24 protein-coding genes are annotated in these 24,985 nt (G+C 66.0%); 9 read left to right on the plus strand and 15 right to left on the minus strand.

What is annotated here, in order from left to right; genetic code table 11:
- Positions 1-573 precede the first annotated feature (573 nt).
- Positions 574-774 (minus strand): TetR/AcrR family transcriptional regulator, encoded by a 201-nt coding sequence (locus tag RMR04_RS26445; RefSeq protein ID WP_311911487.1) that lies wholly within the window; start codon positions 772-774, stop codon positions 574-576.
- Positions 775-837: 63 nt separating this feature from the next.
- Here RMR04_RS26445 and RMR04_RS26450 point away from each other — a divergent pair, with 63 nt between their 5' ends.
- Positions 838-984, plus strand: coding sequence for a hypothetical protein (locus tag RMR04_RS26450; protein WP_311911488.1), 147 nt, complete (start codon positions 838-840; stop codon positions 982-984).
- 10 nt (positions 985-994) lie between these two features.
- Here RMR04_RS26450 and RMR04_RS26455 read toward each other — a convergent pair whose 3' ends face one another.
- The gene (locus RMR04_RS26455) at positions 995-1,987 is read right to left on the minus strand and encodes an alpha/beta fold hydrolase (RefSeq protein ID WP_311911489.1); all 993 of its coding nucleotides are present in this window, start codon (positions 1,985-1,987) and stop codon (positions 995-997) included.
- 143 nt (positions 1,988-2,130) lie between these two features.
- Entirely contained in the window at positions 2,131-3,258 is a 1,128-nt protein-coding gene (locus RMR04_RS26460) for a site-2 protease family protein (RefSeq protein ID WP_311911490.1), read from the minus strand.
- 254 nt (positions 3,259-3,512) lie between these two features.
- On the opposite strand from RMR04_RS26460, the gene RMR04_RS26465 reads away from it, so the two are divergent.
- On the plus strand, positions 3,513-4,415 hold the full coding sequence (locus tag RMR04_RS26465; protein ID WP_311915960.1) for a methylated-DNA--[protein]-cysteine S-methyltransferase: 903 nt from the start codon (positions 3,513-3,515) through the stop codon (positions 4,413-4,415).
- 4 nt (positions 4,416-4,419) lie between these two features.
- Here the strand turns inward: RMR04_RS26465 and RMR04_RS26470 are convergent, their stop codons facing one another.
- The 4 genes from RMR04_RS26470 to RMR04_RS26485 all read right to left on the minus strand — a co-directional run bounded on the left by RMR04_RS26470 (position 4,420) and on the right by RMR04_RS26485 (position 9,538).
- On the minus strand, positions 4,420-6,114 hold the full coding sequence (locus tag RMR04_RS26470) for a hypothetical protein (RefSeq protein ID WP_311911491.1): 1,695 nt from the start codon (positions 6,112-6,114) through the stop codon (positions 4,420-4,422).
- Between the two features lie 92 nt (positions 6,115-6,206).
- Positions 6,207-7,229, minus strand: coding sequence for a proline racemase family protein (locus RMR04_RS26475; RefSeq protein WP_311911492.1), 1,023 nt, complete (start codon positions 7,227-7,229; stop codon positions 6,207-6,209).
- A 207-nt stretch (positions 7,230-7,436) separates the two neighbouring features.
- Entirely contained in the window at positions 7,437-8,366 is a 930-nt protein-coding gene (locus tag RMR04_RS26480; RefSeq protein ID WP_311911493.1) for a carbohydrate kinase family protein, read from the minus strand.
- Entirely contained in the window at positions 8,363-9,538 is a 1,176-nt protein-coding gene (locus RMR04_RS26485; RefSeq protein WP_311911494.1) for a fumarylacetoacetate hydrolase family protein, read from the minus strand. Before RMR04_RS26485 ends, RMR04_RS26480 begins: the two co-directional genes overlap by 4 nt.
- Before the next feature lie 233 nt (positions 9,539-9,771).
- On the opposite strand from RMR04_RS26485, the gene ugpB reads away from it, so the two are divergent.
- From ugpB to RMR04_RS26510, 5 genes are all read left to right on the plus strand, one after another.
- Positions 9,772-11,130 (plus strand): sn-glycerol-3-phosphate ABC transporter substrate-binding protein UgpB, encoded by a 1,359-nt coding sequence (gene ugpB / locus RMR04_RS26490; protein WP_311911496.1) that lies wholly within the window; start codon positions 9,772-9,774, stop codon positions 11,128-11,130.
- Between the two features lie 179 nt (positions 11,131-11,309).
- Positions 11,310-12,191: a sn-glycerol-3-phosphate ABC transporter permease UgpA gene (ugpA, locus tag RMR04_RS26495; protein WP_092170872.1), complete on the plus strand. Its 882-nt coding sequence runs from the start codon at positions 11,310-11,312 to the stop codon at positions 12,189-12,191.
- Between the two features lie 113 nt (positions 12,192-12,304).
- Entirely contained in the window at positions 12,305-12,748 is a 444-nt protein-coding gene (locus RMR04_RS26500; RefSeq protein ID WP_311911500.1) for a hypothetical protein, read from the plus strand.
- A 96-nt stretch (positions 12,749-12,844) separates the two neighbouring features.
- Positions 12,845-13,693, plus strand: a complete 849-nt coding sequence (gene ugpE / locus RMR04_RS26505; RefSeq protein WP_311911502.1) for a sn-glycerol-3-phosphate ABC transporter permease UgpE — start codon at positions 12,845-12,847, stop codon at positions 13,691-13,693.
- Positions 13,694-13,700: 7 nt separating this feature from the next.
- Entirely contained in the window at positions 13,701-14,780 is a 1,080-nt protein-coding gene (locus tag RMR04_RS26510; RefSeq protein ID WP_311911504.1) for a sn-glycerol-3-phosphate import ATP-binding protein UgpC, read from the plus strand.
- A gap of 242 nt (positions 14,781-15,022) precedes the next feature.
- Here RMR04_RS26510 and RMR04_RS26515 read toward each other — a convergent pair whose 3' ends face one another.
- Positions 15,023-15,664: a thioredoxin family protein gene (locus RMR04_RS26515; protein WP_311911505.1), complete on the minus strand. Its 642-nt coding sequence runs from the start codon at positions 15,662-15,664 to the stop codon at positions 15,023-15,025.
- A 33-nt stretch (positions 15,665-15,697) separates the two neighbouring features.
- Positions 15,698-17,863, minus strand: coding sequence for a protein-disulfide reductase DsbD family protein (locus tag RMR04_RS26520; RefSeq protein ID WP_311911506.1), 2,166 nt, complete (start codon positions 17,861-17,863; stop codon positions 15,698-15,700).
- A gap of 195 nt (positions 17,864-18,058) precedes the next feature.
- On the opposite strand from RMR04_RS26520, the gene RMR04_RS26525 reads away from it, so the two are divergent.
- Positions 18,059-18,910 (plus strand): SDR family NAD(P)-dependent oxidoreductase, encoded by an 852-nt coding sequence (locus tag RMR04_RS26525; protein ID WP_311911508.1) that lies wholly within the window; start codon positions 18,059-18,061, stop codon positions 18,908-18,910.
- Positions 18,911-18,914: 4 nt separating this feature from the next.
- Here RMR04_RS26525 and RMR04_RS26530 read toward each other — a convergent pair whose 3' ends face one another.
- From RMR04_RS26530 to RMR04_RS26540, 3 genes are read right to left on the minus strand one after another with little or no spacing between them, the layout of a single operon-like run.
- A complete protein-coding gene (locus RMR04_RS26530) occupies positions 18,915-19,679 on the minus strand; it encodes an ABC transporter ATP-binding protein (protein ID WP_311911509.1) in 765 nt (254 codons plus the stop codon).
- The gene (locus tag RMR04_RS26535) at positions 19,667-20,419 is read right to left on the minus strand and encodes an ABC transporter permease (RefSeq protein ID WP_311911510.1); all 753 of its coding nucleotides are present in this window, start codon (positions 20,417-20,419) and stop codon (positions 19,667-19,669) included. Before RMR04_RS26535 ends, RMR04_RS26530 begins: the two co-directional genes overlap by 13 nt.
- Positions 20,420-20,424: 5 nt before the next feature.
- Positions 20,425-21,450 carry an ABC transporter substrate-binding protein gene (locus tag RMR04_RS26540; RefSeq protein ID WP_311911511.1) on the minus strand — a complete coding sequence of 342 codons (1,026 nt, stop codon included), beginning with the start codon at positions 21,448-21,450 and terminating at the stop codon, positions 20,425-20,427.
- Between the two features lie 161 nt (positions 21,451-21,611).
- On the opposite strand from RMR04_RS26540, the gene RMR04_RS26545 reads away from it, so the two are divergent.
- Complete coding sequence (locus tag RMR04_RS26545) at positions 21,612-22,079, plus strand: Lrp/AsnC family transcriptional regulator (protein ID WP_092170895.1); 468 nt, start codon at positions 21,612-21,614, stop codon at positions 22,077-22,079.
- A 146-nt stretch (positions 22,080-22,225) separates the two neighbouring features.
- Here RMR04_RS26545 and RMR04_RS26550 read toward each other — a convergent pair whose 3' ends face one another.
- Genes RMR04_RS26550 through RMR04_RS26560 form a run of 3 tightly spaced genes read right to left on the minus strand, consistent with a single transcriptional unit; the run spans position 22,226 to position 24,944 of the window.
- Positions 22,226-22,981: an SDR family NAD(P)-dependent oxidoreductase gene (locus RMR04_RS26550; protein ID WP_311911514.1), complete on the minus strand. Its 756-nt coding sequence runs from the start codon at positions 22,979-22,981 to the stop codon at positions 22,226-22,228.
- Entirely contained in the window at positions 22,954-23,997 is a 1,044-nt protein-coding gene (locus tag RMR04_RS26555; RefSeq protein ID WP_311911516.1) for a ketopantoate reductase family protein, read from the minus strand. Before RMR04_RS26555 ends, RMR04_RS26550 begins: the two co-directional genes overlap by 28 nt.
- The gene (locus RMR04_RS26560) at positions 23,994-24,944 is read right to left on the minus strand and encodes an isoaspartyl peptidase/L-asparaginase family protein (protein ID WP_311911518.1); all 951 of its coding nucleotides are present in this window, start codon (positions 24,942-24,944) and stop codon (positions 23,994-23,996) included. Before RMR04_RS26560 ends, RMR04_RS26555 begins: the two co-directional genes overlap by 4 nt.
- Positions 24,945-24,985 lie beyond the last annotated feature (41 nt).

Genomic DNA, 24,985 nt, shown 5'->3' on the forward strand with positions numbered 1-24,985 from the left:
CCACCGCGTCTTCCCGTATGGGCGTCCCGGTTGACTCGATACAAGGTACCATCTTGCGCGTCCTTCTGCTATCATTTCCTTAGCAAGAAATCGCCTTGTCCGCTACGGAAAATATAGCATGACGTTCCCCAAACCCGGCCGGCCCGTACGCGGGTCGCAAACCGGGCGCCCAGTTATGGCGCTTCTCGATCTGCTGGGGCGGCGCATGAGTTTGCGCGTTTTGTGGGAGCTTGCTCATGCCGGACAACCTCTCACATTTCGGGAATTGCAAGCGGTCGCGGAAACAAATCCAAGCCTCCTAAACACACGCCTCAAGGAAATGCGGGCCGCTGCCATCGTAGTCCATCACACTGGCGGCTATGGCTTGAGCGAAGAAGGGAAGGCGTTGGTCCGCCTCATCATGCCGCTTGACGAGTGGGCCACTGCGTGGGGGGCAAGACTCGGGGCCGAAAATGATGCGCCGGCGGCGCTACACGCGATACAAGACACTCTGGAAAGGGACCGGCCAAGATCAAAGGAAAGTTAGTGATCGGCTGATTGCCAGCCGGTCTTAACATTGCCGATCCCGCCGCCTCAGCCGTCGGCCAGGTCTGTGTCGCCAGCGATGAGCTGCTGGAAGATCGGCGCCAGAATCGTCACCAGCTCCGCCGGGTCAGCCTCGGCCAGGGCCGAGAGCCCGACCATCTGCCGCATGACCTGAAATCCGGCGACCAGGGAGAGCACCAGGGCCGCGCGCTGAGGCGCCAGCGCGCCGCGAAGGGCCGCCCTCAGCACCTTCTGGTGGCCATTCTCGATCTACTCGCGGCGGATTTCCGCAGCGCGCTGGCTTGAAGCCGAATGCAGCATGATCAGGAAACCCTCGAGCGGGGTATCGCCCGATTTGGTGATGTCGACCAGGATCGAGGCGATGGTCTCGGCAACCTGATGCGAGCGAACCGCATGCGGACGATGCCGTCCGAATGCGGCGTGATCGAGGAACTCTGAACCAGCTCCGTCAGGGCTTGGCGTCCGGGAACTTGGCGTCCGGGAACTTGGCGTCCGGGAACTTGGCGTCCGGGAACTTGGCGTCGAGGAATTTGGCGTCGAGGAACGCCCGCACCAATTTGGTGGTTGCAGCCGGGTTCTCCTCCATGATCCAGTGCCCGGAATCGGGGACGATTGCGCCTTGAACATTGCTCGCCGCGAACTTCATCACCTCGGCCATGGTCAGCCCGAAGGACTTCTCGCCGCCTAGCGCCAACACAGGCATGGTCAGCTTGCCCGCTGCCACGAAAGCCTTGTTGTCGATCGCGTCCTGATCGAAGGCGGCAAACTGCGCGAAGCCCGCATGCATCGCGCCCGGCTTGGCGTAAAGCGCGGCATAGTGCCGGCGCGAGGCTTCGGTGAAGCGGCTCGGCGTGGCGGAGAACTCGTTCCAGAACCGGTCGAGATAGATGCGCTCGCGGCCGGCGACGAGCCGCTCCATATCGGGCCCACCGAAGCGGAAATGCCAGAGCAGCGGGTTCTTGAGGATCTCTTCCCAGGGACCGACTCCCGGCAAGGGCGCGTCGATCAAGACGAACTTCGTCACGCGGTCGCGGTGCAGGGCGGCGAAGGCATAGCCCACCATATTGCCGATGTCGTGCGTGACCAGGTCTGTCTTCTCGATCTTGAGCGCGTCGAGGACACCGGCAACATCGCCGCCCTGTGTCTTCTTGTCGAAACCGCCCTTGGGCTTTGAGGAGAGGCCCATGCCACGCAGGTCGGGAACGATGACGGTGTGGTCGCGGACGAGATCGGCCGCCAAGGGCGCCCACATATCGCCGGTCTCGCCATAGCCGTGCAACAGGACCACCGCCGGACCCTTGCCACCGATGCGGACATGAATGGTCGTGCCGTTGCTCGCGATCTCCTGGATGCGGAAAGCCGCGGGGAAGGGAGCGACCTGCGCCAATGCGGGCGTTGCCAGCAGAACGATGCCGATCGTGGCGGCCAGAATGCGAAACATGTCGGTTCCTTCCAGTGGCTGCGCGAGCAGACGCTCAAAACGGCTCGCCAGAACAATGCCCCTGCCGCATCGACAGGTATAGACGCAGAATTAGCGAAGCCAGCCTTTCGGAATGATGACAAGCGACGCAGTCGCGGCATGGTTCAGCGTCCGGCGTCCCCCATTTGCCCAATTGCCTCTCCGTCTCCCTCCTGTGAGACGCCATGGCCGATTTCGGAGCCGATATCCGCGATGATCGTGCCGCCGATCCAACCCTCCCGGGGCAGAGACCGCAATGCCGCGAGCGCGACATCCTGCGCCGCGAAAGCCAAGTCGTGGCGGCCGCTGCGGAAATAGGCCATGGCCTGAAAGGTGGCGTTGAGGCAGCGATTGACGTCATTGGAACTGTCGGCCTGCGCCAGCATGGCGAGCGCCTCCTCATAGCGCCCCAGCCGCACGAGAGCCGCGCCGCGCGAGCCTTTGAGCGTAGCAAGGTCAGGCCGAAGTGCCATCGCATCGCTCGTCCAGCGATCGAGCTGCCTCTCATGGCGCGAGCCCGGCTGGGCGATCACATTGGTAACGATCGTATCGAGGATCAGGAGCCGTTCGCTGCGGGCCCCGGTGCGCGGCAGCTCGCGGTCCAGCGCCTCGACCGCCTCATCGGTGAGCGGGCGCGGCGCCACAGCCAAAATGGAATCGTGGAGATGGTACGCGATGCGGTCAGACCGGCCGGACGGGCACCATGTCGGCTCCGTCTTATCCTGATATTGCCTGAGCACGCCGAGATAGGTCTCGCGGTACAGCCTGTTCGCGTCACGCTCGGTCCATAGCGTCCGCCACAAGGACAGCATGTCGTTGGGAATGCGCTCGCCATAGAGATGGACGACGTGCGGGACGAGATTCCGCAACAGCATGACGGCTTGATAGATCAGTGCCAGCAGCACAACGGCGCTTGCGATCGGCGAGCCGCGCAAGGCTGCATAGAGCGCGATCAAGGCAAGGAACCACGCCAGATCCATAGCCGGGCCAGCAGCATAGAACGACGCCATCGCCGACCTTCTATAGAACAGCGGCGGAAAAATCCTGACATAGCCACCAAGCGGAACAAGTCCGATGCGGATCTCCGCGCCGCGCAGGCGGGAGCGGAAGATCTCCGGGCCGGTTCCGAGACGAATCTCGGCAATCTGCATCCCCATCAGGCGGCCGATCATGGCGTGGGCGCTCTCATGCAATGCGAGGCTGATCCAGGCGCTGACCGGCAAAGCGACCACGAACAGAAATAGAAGGGGCAACGATCAATATCCTTTCGCAAGACCTGCGATCGCCGGGCCAGACGGAAACCCGGATACGAAGCAATAGCGCGGGACAGGGAGGCTCCTCCACCCCACCTTGCCAGCTTTCGGGTGGAGTCCATCCCCTTGCACGCTTAGTTTCGCATCATGACATTCGATGCGAGGTTGATCCCATGACCGCTCATATCCAGAAGCTCGGTGCGATGACCCCGACACGCTTCACCAACGCCGTGCTGGCGCGCGCCACCGAGGCCATGCCGGCCGAAGCCGATTTCCCCTCGACCGCGCCGGGTTCCGATTACGACACGGTGCGCCGGATCCTGGCCTTCATCACCGAGACATGGCGCGAGCAGCCGACGATCGAGGCGATCGCCGAGGCCGCCGGCGCGACCCCGACCGATGTCCACCATCTCTTCCGGCGCTGGTGCGGGCTCACCCCCAAGGCCTTCCTGCAGGCGATCACGCTCGACCATGCCAAGGGCCTGCTCGGCGCCTCCGCCAGCATCCTCGACACCGCTTACGAGGTCGGGCTGTCGGGGCCGGGGCGGCTGCACGATCTCTTCGTCACTCATGAGGCGATGTCGCCGGGCGAATGGAAGGCCGGCGGCGGCGGCCTGCGATTGTCCTACGGTTTCCATGCCTCACCCTTCGGCGAGGCCCTGATCGTCGCGACCAATCGCGGCTTGGCGGGGCTCGGCTGGGTCTCGACGTCAGTCGATGGCGGCAAGGTCGTCGGCGGACGGGCCGAGGCGCTGGCCGACATGATGCGGCGCTGGCCCCATGCCGACTACCACTACGATCCCATGGCGACGAAACCCTATGCGGGGCGTATTTTCGATCCCGCCGCATGGTCGGCCGAGACGCCGCTGCGCGTCGTGCTGATCGGCACGGATTTCGAGGTCCGGGTCTGGGAGACCTTGCTCAGGATCCCGGTCGGCTGCGCCACCACCTATGGCGATGTCGCAAGCCATATCGGCAAGCCGAGTGCCGCGCGCGCCGTCGGCATGGCGGTCGGCAAGAACCCGATCTCCTTCGTCGTGCCCTGTCATCGCGTGATCGGGAAGTCGGGCGCGCTGACGGGCTATCACTGGGGCCTGACGCGCAAGCGCGCCATCCTGGGCTGGGAAGCCGGGCAGACGGCGGGCGTCGCGGGCTAAGCCGCTACGGCTTCACATACATATCCCAGCAGGGCGCGAGCGCCACGAGCTTGCGCCCCTCCAGCGCCGCAGCGAAATGCGTCGCGATCGCCAGGCGCGCCGGCGTCGGCGGGCATTTCGGCGCCAGGATCGCGTCCGTCGCCCGCAAGGCCTCCAGTGCCTCAGGCGTCACGGCGGGGTTGGTGCGGGTGGGATCGATGCCGATCGGCACATGCCGCGGGGCGGCGCGGCCGAGCAGGTGATTGACCGGGTCGACGAAATCGAGCGTGAAGATGCCCTCGAGCCGGCGGCTATTGCTGGCCTCCCAGGCGCGAATGGCCGAGACGGCCTGCTGGACCTCCATCAGCCAGGTCGCCTGGTAGTCGATCTCCGAAAAGAGAATCGAGCTGGGCAGCACGCCCCGAAGTGTCAGGTCGCGATACGTCTGCTGATGCGCCGCATAATGCTCCAGCATGTCGGTGCCGCGCTCGAGATATTCGGGCTTCAGGCTGACGCGGCCGAGCGGCCCGAGATCGGGCACGGCAAGCTCGACATAAGCAGGCGCCCCCAGCAGCGCGCGGGCGGCGCGCTCGACGACGATCACCAGGCTGGGCAGCGTGACCGCGAGCGCCAGGACCAGCACGATCGGCCTGAGCGCATCGCCCCGGCGCGCCCGCCATTGCATCAGCACCAGCAGCAGCACCGGCCAGAGCCCGATGAATTCGAGCGAGCCGGTATTCTGCGTCTCGAAAAAGGCCAGCGCCGCGAAGACGGCCATGAACCAGCCGAGCGGCGAGGCGACGACCGCGCATGCCCCGGCGAGGCTCAGCCGCGTCCCGTCGCGCCAGGCCGCGACGAAAAGCGCACAGATCAGCGCCAGGCCGGGCCCGACGACATTGAACTTCACCGAGGCAACGGTGAGAAAACGCGGCAGCAAGGTGCCGGTGTTGAGCGAAACCAGGATCAGGATGTCGTGCAGATAGGCCCGCACGACCCCCGTCGCGAGATCAAGCAGGCCGAGCGCGACAAGGACAGCCGCAGCGGCGAGCAGAGCCTCGCGCAGGCGCAGGCGGCCGGCGATGAGCGCGTAGCCGACGAGTAGCGCGCCAGCGACCGCGCCGGTGATCTTGACCAGGAACAGCGTCAGCATCAGCACCGCGACGAGGCCGGTCAGGAGCCCGCGATTCCTGACGAAAAGCAGTATCGCCACCAGCAGATAGAGCAGCAGCGCGATATGGCGGTTGTAATGGCCGAAGCCGTCGAAGCCCGGCGCGGGATAGAGGCTGTGCAGATTGATCGGCAGCAGCGCAAAGATCAGGAAGGGCAGGACCAGCGCCAGCGCCTGGTTCCGCGAGCCCCGCTGAACATCGATGACGAGGGCGGCAAGCACAGGCAGCGCGACCGGCAGCAGCGCCCAGTTGACCAGCAGCATCGGCTGCGCCTGGGGAAACAGGGCAGCAAGCCCGGCCGCGAGATAATAACCGAGCGGGCCGACCGGCGCGAAGAAGTCGTTGCTCGGCACCTGCCCCAGGCGGATGCGATGGATCGCGTCGAGATAGACGTCGGTGTCCCAGTAATTTGGGCCAAGCGGCAGGCGCAGAGGCAAGGCGAGACCGCACAGAACAAGCAGGAGGAAGACTGCAAGCCAGAAGACCGGCGCGCCGAGCAGACGCGGCAGGGCCTTCTGTCTGTCTTCCGCCGTCACAACGCCCGATGTCATCGCCCTCTCCCGCTGCAAAGCTGCGGAAAACTGCCAGAGAAACCTTACCCGAAGGCTTCCTTCCATCGAAGCGAGACGAAATACCGCGCCCTTTAATCGCCCTGCGCGATCTCTCCGAAGCGCGCCGGGAGCTCGAAACCCCAGCCGAGCGGGTCGTCGGCCTCGATGGTGAAGACCCCCTCGCCGGCGAAATGGCCGGAGCCGCCGACCGCGACCGTCACGGCGCCGGGCGCCGGATAATCAGCATGGCCGAGGACGCGGCCGGAGAACGTGCCGCCGGTGATGCTGCGGAAAAGCCGGGTCCGGCCGGGGCCGATCAAGCCCTTGGCATGATCCAGCGCCATCCTCGCGGTAACGCCCGAGCCCGTCGGCGAGCGGTCGATCTGGCGCTCGGCGAAGACGCAGAGATTGAAGCTCGTCTCGCCCGGCCCCGCCTCGTCGGTCACGATCGTGCCGTAGAGAAAGCCGAGATCGGGCTCGGTCGGGTGCGTGATCGCCGGCCCGGCGCGGACCGCGTCGGTGAGCGCGCCGGCCGCCTCGACGATCCGCGCGACCGGCGTCTTGAGCAGGTCGAGCCCCAGCCGAGACGCCGGCAGGATGCAGTAGAAGGCGCCGCCATAGGCAATGTCGGTGGTGATCGGCCCCAGGCCCGGCACATCGACGACGCGGTCGCGAACCTGGACGAAGGCCGGTACGCTCTCGAAGGTCACGGTGCCGACCTTGCCGCCCCGGACCTCGCAGGCGAGCCTGACCAGCCCGCAAGGCGCCTCGATGGCGAAGCGTGTTACCGGCTCCACAGCCGGCACCAGCCCGTGCTCGATCGCATAGCGGCCGAGCGCGATGGTCGCGTGGCCGCACATGGTCGAATAGCCTTCATTATGCGTGAACAGCACGCCGAAGGCGGCGTCGGAATGCGACGCCTTGACGGGAATGACGCCATACATGCCGGCATGGCCGCGCGGCTCCAGCATCATCGCACGCCTGAGATGGTCATGTTGCTCGCGGGCTTGCCTGCGCTTGTCGAGAATGGTGGCGCCCGTCAGCTCGGGATAGCCGCCAATGACGATGCGGACCGGCTCGCCGCAGGTGTGGTAGTCGAGATAGCTCAGGCGCATCGGGGCGAATTTCCTTCGATCGATCTCACGCTATGTTGAAGCGCATCGATTTGGCATAAAAACGCGCCGTCATCCCGGACAAGCCGCGAAGCGGCGCCGATCCGGGATCCATGCCTGAACCTCATCAGGAACGGTTCCGGCATGGATCCCGGGTCTCCCTGCGGTCGCCCGGGATGACGGCACGTTTCGTTGAAAACACAATTTGGCCTATGTCGCCTCGCGGCGCGGCGGATCGCAACCGGGTCTCGTGCAGCTATCGGCGGCGACATCGCAGGCGAAAGCCAGCGCGGCCTCGAGATCGCCACGTGTCGCCGATGCAAGCTTTTGCCCGAGCAGACCGCGCCTTGCCAAGACGGCCAGGACACCGCCGATGAAGGTGTCGCCGGCTCCGACCGTATCGACCACGTCAACGGACGGCGCGGGGCTCTCGATCAGGCCATCGGCACTGTGGCAGGACGCGCCCTGGCCGCCGCGCGTCACCAGCACGCATGCCGCACCAAGCCCGTGCCAATGCGCCACGACCTTCTCGGCCGGCCAGTCCGGATGCAGCCAGGCGAGGTCGTCCAGACTGACCTTGACGATGTCTGCAAGCGCGATGCGCTGCTCGATCAACGCCGTCGCGACCGCACGCTCGGGCAGCACCGAGGCGCGGATGTTGACGTCGTAGCTGATGCTCGCGCCCTGCGCCTTCGCGCTCTCGATCAGCGCCAGCGTCGCCGCGCCGGACGGGCCGATGGTCGCGCCGAAGGAGGTGGCGTGGAGGTGGATGACGCCAGGGGGACAGGAGCGTGGCGTCCCGTCCGGCTCGGCATGAGCTGTGCCGTCGAGATAAAGCCCGAATTCAGGAACGCCTCCGGGCCCGAGCGGAGCGACGACCGCGATGGCGCTGGGAGAAGCGCTGTCATGAACCAGGCTGGCACCGATACCTTCGGAGGCAAGGGCCGTGCGAAAGCGCCGGCCAAGCGCATCGCTCGAGAGCGCGCCTGCATAAGCGACGCTCGCGCCGAAGCGGGCGAGCGCCAGCGCGGCGTTGAAGCCGGAGCCGCCGAGCACCGCCTCGTAATGCCGCCCTTCGCCGTCGCGCGGGATGAAATCGCCGATCGCCTCGCCGGTGACGAGGATCACTCCTTGCGTCACAGCAGTCCGCGCTTGGCCAGGCTGCGCATCAGATGCGAGGCGCCGAAGGTCCAGGGTTCGCACTCATCGGTACGGCGCATACGGTTGACCAACGCGCCAAGCTCGGGCGCGGCGATGGTGACGATGTCGCCGTATTTATGGGTGAAGCCGCCGCCGACCGTGTCGCGATCCTTGATCGGCGCGAACATGGTGCCGAGATAGAGCGCAGCCCCATCCGGGTACTGGTGGTGCGGCCCGAGCATCTGCCTGGCGAGGTCGGCCGGATCGCGGCTGATCTTGGCAATCGAGGACGAGCCTTCCAGCGTGAAGCCGTCCTCACCCTTGACCGTCAGCGAGACAGTGGTCTTGCGGACGTGATCGAGCGAGAAACCGGCGTCGAAGAGGCGGATGAAAGGGCCGACCGCCGCTGCCGCATTGTTGTCCTTGGCCTTGCCGAGCAGCAGCGCCGAGCGGCCCTCGACATCGCGCAGATTGACGTCGTTGCCGAGCGTCGCGCCGATGATCGCGCCGGTCGAGGCGACGATCAGCACGATCTCCGGCTCGGGGTTGTTCCAGGTCGAGGCGGGGTGGAGGCCTGCGTCAAAGCCGGTGCCGACCGAGGACATCGGCGGCGCCTTGGTGAAGATCTCGGCGTCCGGCCCGATGCCGACCTCGAGATACTGGCTCCAGGCGCCCTGCTTGATCAACACCTCCTTGAGATGCATCGCTTCGGGCGAGCCGGGCTTGAGCTTGGAGAGATCGTCGCCGATGAGCTTGCCGATCTCCTCGCGGATAGCCACCGCAGCGGCCGGGTTGCCGCGCGCCTTCTCCTCGATCACGCGCTCCAGCATCGAGACCGCGAAGGTGACGCCCGCGGCCTTCACGGCCTGAAGGTCGAGCGGCGAGAGCAGCCAGGGCTTTGACGGGTTGCGCCCATCGATCGGCGTGTTCGCCAGGATCTCGGCAAGCGAGCCGATCGCCTCCCCCTTCGCCGCCTTCAGCGCAGCGGCCGGATCGGGTGCCTCGCAGAGATCGCGCATGGTCGGGAAGGCGCGCGTGACATCGATGAGATGGCCCTCCCGCAGGACAACGACGGCCGGCCCGGCGACATCCGGCAACCAGGCGCGACCGACGAGCGCGGCGGTTGCGGCATCCGCCGGCAGCGTATTCTCAGGGGTCAAGGCGAGCGTCATCGTGATGTTCCATCGGCACGGCAGAGCGGGGTGCGGAGAACAGCCGCTTCCAGCCCTTTGCGCAAGCCCCGCCCGGCGCATGGGCCCTCATCCCAGGGATGCCGCGCCAGCAGGATTTCGAGCGGTCAAGGCTGGGGAAACCGTCGAGCGGCCCCTTGGCGACCGTCATCCTTTTGTCGTTGAAACGTCACCTGCGCTTCATGCTAGCTTGCGCACCAACGACAAGAGCCGCCATGCCGCGCGCAAGGGTGGATAAGGGAGACGACATCAATGACAGTGAAATCGACGATCCTGATCTCGGCCGCCGCTTTCGTGCTCGCGGGCGCAGCTCTGCCCTGGCGCAGACCGAGATCCAGTGGTGGCATGCGCTGACGGGCGCCAATAACGACGTGGTGGTGAAGCTCGCCGAGGATTTCAACGCCTCGCAGAAGGACTACAAGGTCGTTCCCGCCTATAAGGGCTCCTACCCCGACACGCTGAATGCCGGCATCGCCGCCTTCCGCGCCGGCACCGCGCCGCATATCCTGCAGGTCTTCGAAGTCGGCACCGGCACGATGATGTCCGCGAAGGGCGCGATCAAGCCCGTCTTCGAATTGATGAAGGAAGCCGGCGAAACATTCGATCCGAAGGCCTATCTGCCCGCGATCACCGGCTATTACTCGACGGCCAAGGGCGACATGCTCTCGATGCCGTTCAACTCGTCCTCGATGGTGATGTGGTACAACAAGGACGCCTTCAAGAAGGCGGGCCTGAACCCCGACGCGCCGCCCAAGACCTGGCCCGAGGTGTTCGAGGCCGGCAAGAAACTGAAGGCGGCCGGCTGGGATAAATGCGGCTTTACCAATGCCTGGGCGACCTGGGCCAACATCGAGCAGTTCGGCGCCTGGCACAACATCCCGATCGCCACCAAGGCCAATGGACTCGACGGCTTCGACTCCGTGCTGACCTTCAACAGCCCGCTCTTCGTCAAGCACCTGACCAACCTGGTCGAGCTGCAGAAGGACAAGACCTACGATTATTCCGGCCGCACCAATAACGGTGAGGGCCGCTTCACCTCGGGCGAATGCCCGATCATGCTGACCTCCTCGGGCTTCTTCGGCAACGTCAAGGCGAACGCCAAGTTCGACTGGGCCAATGCGCCAATGCCGTATTACCCCGAAGCCACGGGCGCGCCGCAGAACTCGATCATCGGCGGCGCTTCGCTGTGGGTGATGGGCGGCAAGAAGGCTGACGAATACAAGGGCGTCGCCAAGTTCTTCACCTTCCTGTCGGATGTCGATCGCCAGGTGAAGCTGCACACCGAGTCCGGCTATCTGCCGATCACCAAGGCCGCCTATGAGAAGGTCAAGGCGTCCGGCTTCTACAAGGACAAGCCCTATCTCGAGACGCCGATCCTGGAGCTGACCAACAAGGAGCCGACCGAGAATTCGCGCGGCCTGCGCTTCGGCAGCCTGGTCCAGATCCGCGACATCTGGTCGGAGGAGATCGAAGCGGCGCTGAACGGGCAGAAGACGCCGAAGGCGGCGCTGGACGCAGCCGTCGAGCGCGGCAACCAGATGCTGCGCCAGTTCGAGCGCACCGCGGCGCGTTGAGTCGTGTTCTAACAACCTCGCCGTCATCCTGGGCGACCGCAGGTCGTCCCGGGATCCATCGTAAAGCTCAGTGCACTACGATGGATCCCGGCGCTCCGCTTCGCTACGGCCAGGATGACGGCGCGGATATACGATCAGTTTGATCTCGTTTCTGACGACATTCTCGAGACAGCGACGCAATGCAGAAGAACGCCTATTTCAGCGGCCTGACGATCCCGGTCCTGCTGCTCACGCCGCAGCTGGTGATTACCGTGCTGTTCTTCTACTGGCCGGCGAGCCAGGCGGTCTGGCAGAGCTTCCTGCTGCAGGACGCCTTCGGCACCTCGACCGAATTCGTCTGGTTCGAGAACTATCGCGATCTGTTCGCCGATCCCGGCTACTACAAGGCGCTGATCAACACCGCGATCTTCTCCTCCTTCGTCTGCGTGCTCTCGCTGTCGATCGCGCTGCTCTTCGCCGTGATGGCCGATCGGCAGATCAGGGGCGCCGAGATCTACAAGACATTGCTGATCTGGCCCTATGCGGTCGCGCCGGCGGTTGCCGGCGTGCTCTGGATCTTCATGTTCGATCCCTCGCTGGGCATGCTGGCGCGCGGCCTCAACAGTCTCGGCATAGCCTGGAACCCGCGCCTCAACGGCAATGACGCGATGACGCTGGTGATCCTGGCCGCGACCTGGAAGCAGATCAGCTATAATTTCCTGTTCTTCCTCGCCGGCCTGCAATCGATCCCCAAAAGCGTGATCGAGGCGGCGGTGATCGACGGGGCCAAGCCGATGCGCCGCTTCTGGACGATCATCTTCCCGCTGCTCTCGCCGACGACCTTCTTCCTGCTCACGGTCAACATCGTCTATGTCTTCTTCGACACCTTCGGCATCATCGACACGATCTCCGGCGGCGGGCCTTCCGGGGCGACGGAGACGCTGGTCTACAAGGTCTATTCCGACGGCAAGGGTGGCTCGAATCTGGGCGGCTCGGCGGCGCAATCGGTCGTCCTGCTGATCATGGTGATCGGCATGACGGCGATCCAGTTCCGCTTCATCGAGCGCAAGGTCAGCTATTGATGCGCCGGCGCCTCGCATGGCTTGTGTCCGTCGGGCTTATGTCGGCATCGGCAACCCTGATCGCGGCTGCTCATGCGCAGGCTCTTCAAACCGCGCCTGCGGCTCCAGCCCGCATGATCGACGCCTGGCCCGGCATCGTCCTCTTCTGCATGCCCTCGCGCGAGGCATGGGGCGCGACAGCATGCGGCCTCGCCTCCCGCGAAGCCGAACGGCAAGCGACCGCCGCCGCGATCAAGCTCATCGCCGTCAGCGCAGCGGAAGCCGGTCTTTCGCAGGGGCCCAACAGCGCAGCGCCCTCCTTCGTCTGGCCGCAGGCGCTGCGGCTCTTCCTGCAGTTTCACCCCGTCGGAGACGGTTCGAAACGATGGCGGCTGTCGACGAAGGCCTATGAACTCACGCCGCCTGCGCCGGGACAGGCCGGTCAGGCGCCGAAATGGCATTATGTCTACGACCATTTCTCGGTGCTGGATGAGGGCAAGGAGATCGGTGCGACGCAGGAGGCCGCGCCCCCGCTGCTCGAACGGTTCTTTGCCACCATGACGAAACAACGGAGCTGAGCGCGTGATCGGCTTCATCGAAAGAGGCGAAACCATCGCGAACGCCTGCGTCGAAGCCTTGGCGCAATGGCTTCGCAAGACAGAGGTATGGGCCTGATGGTCGAAGACCGCCGCCTGGGCGATGCGATCGCCTATATCATCCTGACGATCGGGGTTCTGATCGTCGCCTTCCCGGTCTGGCTGACCTTCGTCGCCTCGACCTGGGACGCCTCGACCATCATCAACGGCAAGCTGCCGCTCTGGCCGGGGCCGTATTTCCTGGAGAACTACCACCGCATCCTGTTCGTCGGCACCTCGGGCACGACGCGCGAGCCGGTCGCGGGGATGATGCTGAACTCCTTCATCATGGCGATGGCGATCGCGCTGGGAAAGATCTTCATCTCGGTGCTCTCGGCCTATGCCATCGTCTATTACCGCTTCCCATTCCGGATGGCGGCGTTCTGGATCATCTTCATCACGCTGATGCTGCCGGTCGAGGTGCGCATTTTTCCGACCTTCAAGGTCGTCTCCGACCTCAACATGCTCGACAGCTATCAGGGCCTTGCCATACCGCTGATCGCCTCGGCCACCGGCACGCTGCTGTTCCGCCAGTTCTTCATGACGATCCCCGACGAATTGCTCGAAGCCTCCCGGATCGACAATGCCGGGCCATTCCGCTTCTTCAAGGACACGGTGATCCCGCTCTCGATGACGACGATCGCGGCCTTGTTCGTGATCCAGTTCATCTATGGCTGGAATCAGTATCTCTGGCCGCTCCTGGTGACGACGAAGGACTCGATGCAAACCATCGTCATCGGCATCAAGAAAATGATCGTCACCTCCGACGCGCTCACCGAATGGCAGCTCGCCATGGCCACCGCCATGCTGGCGATGCTGCCGCCGGTGCTCGTCGTCATCCTGATGCAGAGGCTCTTCGTGAAGGGCCTGGTCGAAACCGAGAAGTAGCCCAAGAATGGCCCAGGTCACCCTTACCAACGTCAAAAAAGTCTATTTCGGCGGCGTTGAAGCCGTGAAGGGGGTGTCGTTCGACATCCCCGATGGCGGCTTCTGCGTGCTCGTCGGCCCCTCCGGCTGCGGCAAGTCGACATTGCTGCGCATGGTCGCGGGGCTGGAGACGATCTCGTCCGGCGAGGTCACCATCGGTAATCGCGTCGTCAACCAGATCGGCCCGGCCGAGCGCGACATCGCCATGGTGTTCCAGAACTACGCGCTCTATCCGCATATGAGCGTCTACGACAACATGGCCTATGGCCTGCGCAATCTCGGCACGCCCAAGGACGAGATCGACGCCCGCGTGAAGGAGGCCGCGCGCATCCTTGCGATCGAGGCGCTGCTCGAGCGGCGTCCCAAGCAGCTCTCGGGCGGCCAGCGCCAGCGCGTCGCCATGGGCCGCGCCATCGTGCGCAAACCGCAGGTCTTCCTGTTCGACGAGCCGCTCTCGAACCTCGACGCCAAACTGCGCGTGCAGATGCGCGTCGAGATCAAGAAGCTGCAGCGCGCGCTCGGCGTCACCGCGATCTACGTCACCCATGACCAGGTCGAGGCGATGACGCTCTCGGACAAGCTCGTGGTGATGAATGGCGGCCAGGTCGAGCAGATCGGCCTGCCAGCCGAGGTCTACAAGAAGCCGGCGACCAAATTCGTCGCGACCTTCATCGGCTCGCCACCGATGAACATCCTGCCTGGAACGATCGACGGCCCCGGCATCGTCGCGCTGGGCGAAGCGATCCTGGAGGCGCGCGACCTGCGCGAGGATCTGGCGGCCGGTTCGCCCGTCGAGGTCGGCCTGCGGCCCGAGGATGTCGAGATCTCCTCGGAAGGCGAAGCCGGCTCATTGGCCTTCGATGTCGAGTTCATCGAGGAGCTGGGGGCGACGCAGCTCTTCCACGGCAAGCTCGCCGGCTTGCCCTTCGTGATGCAGGCGGCAACCGATGCGGTCAGCGCCCAGGCCGGCCGGCTCTGGATCACGGTCAACCCAGACCGGGTGCATGTCTTCGACGTGCAGACGGGTGGCAGGCTGGGGCGGGTGTAACGCACTCGCCGGCATTCTCGGGCGAAGCGCAGCGGAAACGCCCACGGGGATTTGGCGTGGGTTCTTCCCTTCCCCCCTGGCGGGGGAAGGTGGCTCGGCGAAGCCGAGACGGATGAGGGGGCGCCGTGAGCTTTCCGAGCGGCCGAACACAACGGCCAACCTGACAGGGCACGGCGCCCCCTCATCCGCCCCTGCCGGGGCACCTTCTCCCGCGAGGGGAGAAGGGAAGAGGGGAGGTTCCCTCAGCTCAGCGGCGCGTATTTCACCGCGCAGCCATAGGATTTGGTGGCCGCCTCGCTGACCGGCTTGCCGGCCTTCAGCTCGGCCACGGCCTGCCGGACATAGCTCTTGGCGCCGGTGAGGCTCGCCGGGCTCGATGAGGGCTTGTCGTCGATCGCGCCCATATAGGCGAGCGTGCCCTTGGGATCGACGATGTACATATGCGGCGTTGTCGTCGCTCCATAAGCGCGCGCCACCTTGCTGTTGGGGTCGAGCAGCACGGCGGCCGGCGCTGCATCGCGCTTCGTCGTCAAGTCCTTGGCCGCGGTGCCGTCGACATAACCCTGCTCGCCGACCGGCGAGGACACGACCGAAAGCCAGACGATGCCCTCCCTGGCCATATCCTTCTGCAACGTCTGCATGGTGGCGCTGTTGTAGTGCTTCCGGACATAGGGGCAGTCGGCGTTGGTCCATTCCAGGATCACGGTCTTGCCGGCGAATTCCGAGAGATTGCGCGTCTTGCCGTCAGCGTCGACGGCCTGGAAGGCAGGTGCGGGCTGGCCGATCTTCGCGGTACCCTGCGCCAGGACGGAGCCTGCGCTCAGCGAAAGGCTGGCGAGAGCGAGGCCGGCGATGAAACTCTGTCGGGTCAGGCTGGCTTTCATTGGGGTGTCTCCGTCTGCGGGGGTTGGGAACTCTCAGCGGGAGGCGGTCTTTATCTCCTTGCCGGCGGCACGGCGGGCGGCCGTGACCAGCATATCGGGCGTCAGCAGTTGCGGCAGGATCTCGGGCTGCGCATCCTTCTTGCCGGGATAGAACAGATAGAGCGGCACACCGGCGCGGCCCTGCTCGGCCAAGGCCTGGGCGATCGCGGAATTGCGGTTGGTCCAGTCGGCCTTGAGGGAGGCGACCTTCAATTCGGCGAAGGCGTCCTTGACCTCCTGCCGCGAGAGCGCGACGCGCTCATTCGCCAGGCAGGTGATGCACCAGGCTGCGGTGAAATTGACGAAGACCGGCTTGCCCTCGGCCTGCAGGCCTGCGACGCGCTCCGGCGTCCAGGCCTGGATATCGCCGGCGCGCGCCTCGCTGGTGGCGCTGGGCACGGCGCTCTGCAGCACGAACCAGCCGGCACCAAGCGCGACCAGCGCGGCAAGCCCCGTGGCGGCCAGGCGCACCGCGCCCGCGCCGCGCGTGACGCCGACGAGCCAGACGATGAAGCCCGCAGCCAGCACCGCGATCAATGCCGCCAGGACGCCACCGGGGCCGGCCTGCACCGCGGCGACCCAGACCAGCCAGATCGCGGTCGCGAACATCGGGAAGGCAAAGGCCTGCTTCAGGATCACCATCCAGCGGCCGGGCCTGGGCAGCAGGCGCAATAGGCCGGGCGCGAAGGAGAGCGCCAGGACCGGCAAAGCGAAGCCGAGCGCCAGCGCCAGGAAGACGGCGAGGCCCATGACAGGCGGCTGCGTCACCGCATAGCCCACCGCGGCGCCCATGAAGGGGGCCGTGCAGGGTGTCGCGACCACCACCGCGAGCGCGCCGGTCATGAAAGCGCCCAGGCGCCCTCCCCGGCTGGCGAGGTCCTGGCCCACGCCTCCAGCGGAGGTTCCGACCTCGAAGGCTCCCAGCAGGTTGAAGCCGATCAGCGTCATGATGACGGCAAGCCCGATGACCAGAGGCGGCGATTGCAATTGGAACCCCCAGCCGACGCTGGAGCCGAGCGCCGCGAAGCCGATGACGATGCCGGCCAGGATCATGAAGGTCACGACCACGCCGCTGAGGAAGAGCACGCCCTGCTCGCGAACCTCGTCGCGATGCGCCCGCGCCAATTGCGCGAAGCCGAGCGCCTTGATGAACAGCACCGGCAGCACGCAAGGCATCAGGTTGAGGATCAAACCGCCCGCGAAGGCGAAGACGAGCGCCGCCCACAGCGTCAGGTCGGCGCCCTCGACCGGAACCGGTAGCCGCACCACGGCCGGACGCGGCGCAGCGCTTGCCCCCGCCGCGGCGGTCAGCAAAGCGGGCTCGGCTTCTGCCGTGACCGCAAGCGCACGCGGCAGGCCGCCTTCCCTAAAGGTGACGACGCCGGAGAGTTCCGCGTTCTCGAGCTTGAACGCGCTGGAGCGGACAAGCTGCAGGCTCACGCCGTTGGCTGCCGGCGTGGCGGGTTGCGGCGCGGCGTGCTCGATCAGCGTGTCGGAGAGTGGGAAGAAGCGGATATCGCTTGCCTCAGCTCCCAGGCCCGGCAGCGAGAGCGCGAGCCTGTCGCCATCGCTCGTCAGCTTCGCCTTGAAACTGGCGGGCTGCGGCAAGGCAGCGACGGTCGCATCGATGCGCGACTGGGCGTTCTCATCGACGATCGCCGCGGCCCCGACCGGCAGGTCGAGCGTAAAGGCGCCCTCTTCGGGAATGCAGATCTTCTCGCAGACAAGCCAGGTCGCATTGGCTTTCAACGTCACCCGCTCGCCGGGCTTGGCGCTCTCGGGCACGGTGATCTCGACCGGCAGCAGCAGCGTGCCCTCGAAGCCGAAATTGACCAGCGGCTCGACCGGGAGCGCCTTGGGCGCGGGCCAGCGGATATCGCCCGCCGTCATGCCAGCCGGCAGTGCCCAGTCGATGCGCGTCGCCTCGCCGGAATCACCGGGGTTTTGCCAATAGGTGTGCCAGCCCCTGGCGATCTTCTGGACGAGCGCGACCTGGAAGCGCTCACCCGGCTGGACGGCATCGCGGCTCGACAACAGCGTCGCCGTGACGCGCGGCGAGCTGACCGCAGCCGATTCCGCCGCGCTGGCGAGCCCCGGCGCGATCAGCGCAAGCGCCAGCACGGCGTTGCGCAGGAAGCCTTTTCGAAAGGTCTGAGCCATGGGCTAGGTCGTCATCCTGTCCGATTTCCGCTCCAGATGCCCGACTTTGCCTGATAGAGCCAATGACAAGCCGGTGATGCCGAGAAGAGGCTGTCATTCTCAGGCAAGGACGGAAAGAACGCACCGCGCCATGATGTCGCCGCGTGTGCTGCTTTAGCTGCGCGCCTGAAACTCCGGAATGTCGAAAGCTTGATCATGGCCACATTACCTGCCGCCATCGCCCCCTCGCATGTCGCCGTGGTCACGGGTGCGGCCTCGGGCATCGGCTTCGCCGCCGCCCGCGCCTTCGCGGGGCTGGGCATGAAGGTCGCCATCGCCGACCGTGACGCGGAAGGGCTCAAGGCGGCCGGGCAGGTGCTGGCGACGCTCGTCGGCGAGGAGAACGTGCTCGCCGTGCCCACCGATGTGGCGCGGCGCGAAGCGGTTCAGGCCCTGCATGAGCAAGTGACGGCCCGCTTCGGCGCCGTCCATGTGCTGATGAACAATGCCGGCATCCAGCCGGGCAGCACGATGTTCGGATCGACCGAAACCTGGGAGCGGATCCTCGCCGTCAATCTCGGCGGCGTCGTCAACGGCACGCAGATCTTCGCGCCCGACATGATCGCCGGCGGCGCGCCGGGCCTGATCATCAACACCGGCTCGAAGCAGGGCATCACCACGCCCCCCGGCGACCCGGCCTACAACGTCTCGAAAGCCGGGGTGAAGGCCTTCACCGAAGCCTTGCAGCATGAATTGCGCGGGACGGCGGGCTGCAAAGTCGCTGCCCATCTCCTCATCCCCGGCTTCGTCTACACGCCGCTCACAGCCAAAGGGCGCCTCGAGCAGCCGGCCGGGGCCTGGACGCCGGAGCAGACGGTCGACTTCATGCTGGAGCGACTGGGCGCGGGCGATTTCTACATTCTCTGCCCCGACAACGAGACGCCGCGCGCGCTCGACGAGAAGCGCATGGCCTGGGCGATTGGCGACATCATCGAGAACCGTCCGCCGCTCTCGCGCTGGCACCCCGGCTTCGCCGAGGCGTTCAAGGCGCATCTCGAAGGGGAGTGAGCCCTCAGATCGCTGCGCCGTCCGCCACCGTATCCGCGCCCAGACCCAAGCGCACCGCGCGCACGATCTCGGCTTCGGCCGCCTCGCCGCGCTTGCGGGGGCGGGGCGCATCGATCCTGTGCTCGGCGATGATCTGGCCTGGCGCGCCGGAGAGGATGACGACGCGGTCGGCGAGATAAGCCGCCTCGTCGATGTCGTGGGTGACGAAGAGCACGGTTTTGCCGGTGCGCTGCCAGACGCGGATCAGTTCGTCCTGCAGGCTTTCGCGGGTCAATGCGTCGAGCGCCGAGAACGGCTCGTCCATCAGCAGGATCTCAGGCTCGACCGCGAGCGCGCGGGCCAGCGAGACGCGCTGGCGCTGGCCGCCGGAGAGCTGGTGCGGCCAGCGGTTCGCCAGCGAACTCAAGCCCACGAGATCGAGCATCTCCTGCGCCTTGGCCTGCCGCTCGTGACGCGAAACCTGCCCCTCCAACCCGAAGCCGACATTCGAGGCGACCTTGCGCCAGGGCAGCAGGCGCGAATCCTGAAAGACGAGCGCGACCGGCCGGCGGGTGCTGTCGGCAGCATTGATCACGACCTCGCCGCCGCTGGGCTTGGCGAGGCCTGCGATAACGCGCAGCAGCGTCGACTTGCCGACACCGGACGGGCCGACGATCGCCAGGAACTCGCCGCGCGCGACCGAGAGATCGAGCTTGCGCAGCACCTCCGTCGCCTCGCCATCGCGGGTGAAGGTCAGCGAGAGGGCCTTGATGTCGATCACGCTTTCCATCGCAGCACCCATTTCTGGAAGGCGACGAAAAGGGTGTCGAGGAAGCCATAGAGCCCCGCCATGGTCAGCATGTAGATCACCACGATATCGGTCGCGAGCAGGCTGGAGGCCTGCATCATGCGCTGGCCGACGCCGGCAACGCCAAAAATCTCGGCCGCGACGACCGCCATCCAGGCCTGGCCCAGCGCCGTGCGCACGCCGATCAGAATGCCGGGCATGGCGGCCGGCAGCAGGATCTTGGTCAGGCGCTGCCAGCTCGTGCGGAAGCCGAAGGCGTCGGCGACCTCGATCAGATCGCGATCGACGCCGCGGATAGCGCCCTGGGCGGCGAAGAAGACGATCCAGAACACGCCGATCGCGATGATGAACACCGCGGCCGATGGGTTCACGCCGAACCAGATGATGGCAAAGGGCACCCAGGCGAGGCCGGGGATCGGCCGCAGCAGGCGCACCACCCAGGCCGTGGCTTCTTCAGCGATGCGCGACATGCCGACGAGCACGCCAAGCGCCGCGCCAAGCACCGAGCCGGTGATCAGGCCGGTGAAATAGTGGCCGAGCGAACCCAGGATCGCGGCAAGCCAGGCGCCCGAGGTGACCTCGCGCCAAAACGCCTTCGGCAAAGCGCTCGGGCCCGGCAGGAAGGCCGGGTTCACGAGGCCGAAGAAGGGGATCGCCTCCCAGAACAACAGGAAGGCGACGAGGCCCGCGAGGGCTAGGGCCGGAGCCCGAAGGGATTGCAAGGATTTCAGCCGCCCGTCTTGATCGCGCGCTCGTAATACTGCGTCTCGAACAGGCCGTCGAACGGCAATTCCTTATCAAGCGAACCGAGCTTGACCTGATAGGCCTGCATGACGCGCGATGGCTCGATGATCTTGCGCGGATCGATCTCGAAGGTGCTCGCCGGCGAGGTCAGCGCCTTGCGGATCAATTCGGGATCGACAATGCCCTTGCCGAGCGCGGCTCCGACGTGCGGCGCGGCCTTGTCGGGGTTCTTGGCGATCAGGTCGGCGGCGCGCACGAGGCTGTTGACCAGCTTCTGCACGACCTCCGGGTTCTTGGTGACGAAAGCGCCCGAGACCGCCACCACCGTGCCGGGCTGGCCGGGGAAGAGCTCCTGCCCGCCCGCGATCAGCTTGATGCCGGGGTTGCGGGTCTGGATGATGGTCAGTGCCGGCTCGCGCACGATCGCGCCCTCGACAGCCGCCGCCAGCACCGCCTGCTGGGTCGCGTCGATGCCCATCGGCACGACCTCGACATCGGCCTTGTCGGCCTTGGCGACCTCCCAGAGCCAGTATTGCAGCGTGGTGTTGGGCACGGAACCAGCCGGCTGGGTGGCGAGCCGCGCCGGTTTGCCGGTCGCGGCCTTGTAGGCCTTGAAGGCGGCTGCCGCCGTGGTGCCCGGCGTGAAGAACTTCGTCAGAGAGGGTGCGGCGACGAAGACGTTCTCGGCCACCGCTGTGGCGGCCACGACGCGGACATCGACGCCGCGCGAGCGTGCCACCGCCAGCGGCGCGATGCCGGCGACGTAGAAATCGATCGTGCCCGAGGCGAAGGCCTGGATCATGTTCGGGCCGGATTCAAACACCGTGAAGCTCGGATTGAGGCCAGCCTCCTTGAGCCAGCCCTCGCCATTGGCGACGAAGACCGGAGCCGTGCCGATGACCGGGATATAGCCGATGCGCGCGGTGACAGCGTCCTGGGCGCGCGCCACGGACAGCGGCGACGCAGCGAGCAGCGCGGAACCGGCGAGCAGGAACTGGCGGCGATCCATCGATCAAATCCTTCGTGAAAACGGTGCCGGAAATGCACCCATTGACAGATTGAGAAAAGGATTTTCTATCTGAAAACAAGTTGCGAGCCTTAAAAAGATAATTATTCTCCATTTGCAGCGAACAGCAGATATAACCTTCTCCTCACGGACGGAATACGAGAATGGATGCGATAGACCGGAAAATCCTCACCGTCCTGCAGGGCGACGCCAACATCTCGATCGCGGAACTCGCCGACCGCGTCGGGCTGTCGCAGACGCCGTGTTGGAAGCGCATCCAGCGTCTGGAGCAGTCAGGCGTGATCGTGAAGCGCGTTGCGCTGGTCGCGCCCGAGAAGATCGGGCTCGGCCTCACCGTCTTCGTCCAGATCGAGACCGCCGACCATTCCGGGCCGTGGCTGGAGAAGTTCGCGCAGATGGTCGCGTCGATGCCTGAGGTGATGGAGTTCTACCGCATGGCCGGCGATGTCGACTACATGCTGCGCGTCGTCGTCGCCGACATGGCGGCCTATGACGGCTTCTACAAGAAGCTGATCGAAACGATCCCGCTCAAGAATGTGACCTCGCGCTTCGCCATGGAGCGGATCAAGTCGACGACGGCCTATCGCGTGCCGGACCTGCCTAAGGCTTGAAGTCGGGCGTTGGCGTCATGCTCGGGCTTGCCCCGAGCATCTCTCGGGAGTGATGCGCACCGAGCCTCATCCTGCATGAGATTCTCGGGTCAAGCCCGAGAATGACGGGTGGAGAGGCCCCAATGTGACGGACGCCCCTAAGCCTCCTACGATCGCCCGCCATCCACGGACAGCACCTGGCCGGTGATCCAGCCGGCCTGCTCGCTCAGGAAGAACAGCGTCGCCGCCGCGATGTCAGCGGGCGTGCCGAGGCGGCGGGTGTGGATTCCCTCGACCAGGCGCTTCTGGCCTTCCGCGCCATAGCTCTCCCATTGCCGCTCGGTCGCGGGGTTGGAGCGCACGAAGCCCGGCGCGACGGAGTTCACCGTGACGCCATGAGGGCCGAACTCCCAGGCGAGCTGCTTGGTCAGCCCGACCAGCGCATGCTTGGCGCTGGCATAGGCCTGGATGCCGGTGAGGCTTGGCCGCAGGCCCGCGCCGGACGAAATCGTGACTATGCGGCCATAGCCGGATTGCCGCATCACCGGGGCGGCGGCCTGGGCGAGAAAGAAGGCAGCGTCGACATTGGCTGAGAAGATCACGCGCCAATCGGCCTCGGAGATCGCCTCGATCGGCCGGCCGACCTGCCCGCGCACGCCCCCTGCTGCATGGACCATGAGATCGAGCTTGCCGCTTGTCGCGACGATCTCGGCGATGAGCGCGCTCGCAGCCTCGGGCGTACCGAGATCGACCGCATGCGGCGTCGCGCCGATCGCCTTGGCCGTCTCGGCGACGCCCGCGGCGTCGATATCGGCAAGATGCACGGTCGCGCCGGACTCGGCCAGCGCCGTGGCGATGGCCCGGCCAATGCCCTGGGCTGCGCCAGTGACGAGGGCTACGCGGTTGTCGAAGCGGATTTGCATTGGTCGAGCAGGACTTTCAGCGTGGCGAAGGAGAGCGGGCGCTTGCCGTCCTCGATCTCATGGATGAGCGAAACCAGCGTGATCAGCGCCGGGGTAGCGACACCCGCTTCGCTGCCCAGCGTCGCGATGATGCCGATCTGCGGATCGACCTCGGTCTTGCGCTTGCGCACGGCCAGATCGCGCCAGATGCCGGAATGGGTTTTCGCCGTCTTGGAGGTGTAGTCGGCGAGCCAGGCAATCGTCTCGATTTGGGGGCCTTCAGGATGGCCGGGCGCAAAGACCATCGGATCGAACGCGCCGAAGCCAAGCGAGCGTACGCCGCGCGCAGCGGCGACCGCGCCGACCTCGCGACCGAGCGCGAGCCAGACCGGCAGGCGCTCGGGATCGGCGAAATTCGCCGACATCGACTCATCCGTCAGCGCCGTGCCGAACAACATCGCGCCATAGGCGAGCTTGCCCCAGAGCGAACCCCAGATGTTGTCGGTCTCGACCGAATCCTGGTCGAAGAGCTTCAGCAACGCATGCATCTCGCGCAGGCGCGGCGTCATCGCCCCGTCAAGCTCGCCGACGACGACCGCGCCGCGATTGCCGTACAAAATCTCGCCCGGCCCGTGCCAGTCCGCGCCGAAATTGACGAAGCAGCCCATGGTACGCGCCTCGCCGACCTGGCCTGCGATCGTCAACTCGTTGAGGCCGTTCTGGGCCGAGAGCACGAATCCGTCCGCCGCGAGATGCGGCTTCAGCGCCGCGACCGCAGCTTCGGTCGCGCCGGCCTTCACCGCCAGCACGATGCGCTTATAGGTGCCGGTCAGTTCAGCCGGCGTCACGGCCGGAACGATCTGGCGGAACGCCTCGATCGGCCCGGTGATCGCAAGGCCGGTCGTGCGGCAGGCCTCGACATGTTCAGGCACGATGTCGACGAGGAGGACAGGGATGCCGGCGCGAGCCCAATAGGCGCCCAGCGTGCCGCCGATCGCGCCTGCGCCCCAGATCAGGATGGGTTCGGCTGTGCTCATGCCTGCCCCGCGATCTCGACATCACCATGGGTCGCGACATGGACGAGCCCGTCGGGCGTGACCCAGCCGCGATACATGCCTTCGGAATTATAGGGCGCGACGATGGCGCCATCGGCATCGATGGCGACGAGGCCAGCGCCGATCTTGTGCGCCGTCAACTCGGCCAGGACCGTGTCGGTCGCCTGTTTCAGGCTCAGCCCCTTATAGGCGATCAACGACGCGATCTCGTGGCCGACGCAATAGCGGATGAAATACTCGCCCTTGCCGGTGCCGGAGACGGCGCAGCGGCCGTCGCGGGCATAGGTGCCGGCCCCGATGATGGGTGAATCGCCGATGCGCCCGACCGGCTTGTTGGTGTAGCCGCCGGTCGAGGTCGCGGCGGCGAGATGGCCTTGCACATCGCGCGCGACCGCGCCGACCGTGCCGTGCTTTTCCGCCTCGCTCGCTTCCGAGGCCGTGCCGACCAGTTCCCGGATCTTCATCGAGGAGAGGTTCTTGCGGCGGCGCTCGGTCGAGAAATGCTCGTTCTCGACCATGTCGAGGCCTTCATGCTCGGCGAAGGCGTCCCCGGCCGCGCCCGCCAGCAGCAGCGGATCACCGCGCCGCATCAGGGCCTTGGCGGCGCTGACCGGGTTCTTGATGCGCTTGACGCCGCAGAGCGCGCCGGCCGCCAGCGTCGCTCCATCCATGATCGAAACGTCGAGCTCATGCTCGCCATCGGCATTGAAGGCCGCACCATGGCCGGCGTTGAAATGGGGCGAATCCTCCATCACACGCACGGCCGCCTCGACAGCGTCCACCGCCGTGCCGCCCTTGGCGAGGATCGCCCAGCCGGCGCGCAGCGAGGCTGCCAGATCGGCCCGGGCCTGCGCCCATTCGGCGTCGGTCATCTCGGCCTTGGGCAGCGTGCCGCAGCCGCCATGAATGGCGAGAGCGATGGTGGTCATGTGATGGAACCTCGGAGCGGGGCAGTCGGCAATAGGCAGTC

Origin of the sequence: Bosea sp. 685, assembly GCF_031884435.1 — a bacterium.
GTDB lineage: Bacteria > Pseudomonadota > Alphaproteobacteria > Rhizobiales > Beijerinckiaceae > Allobosea.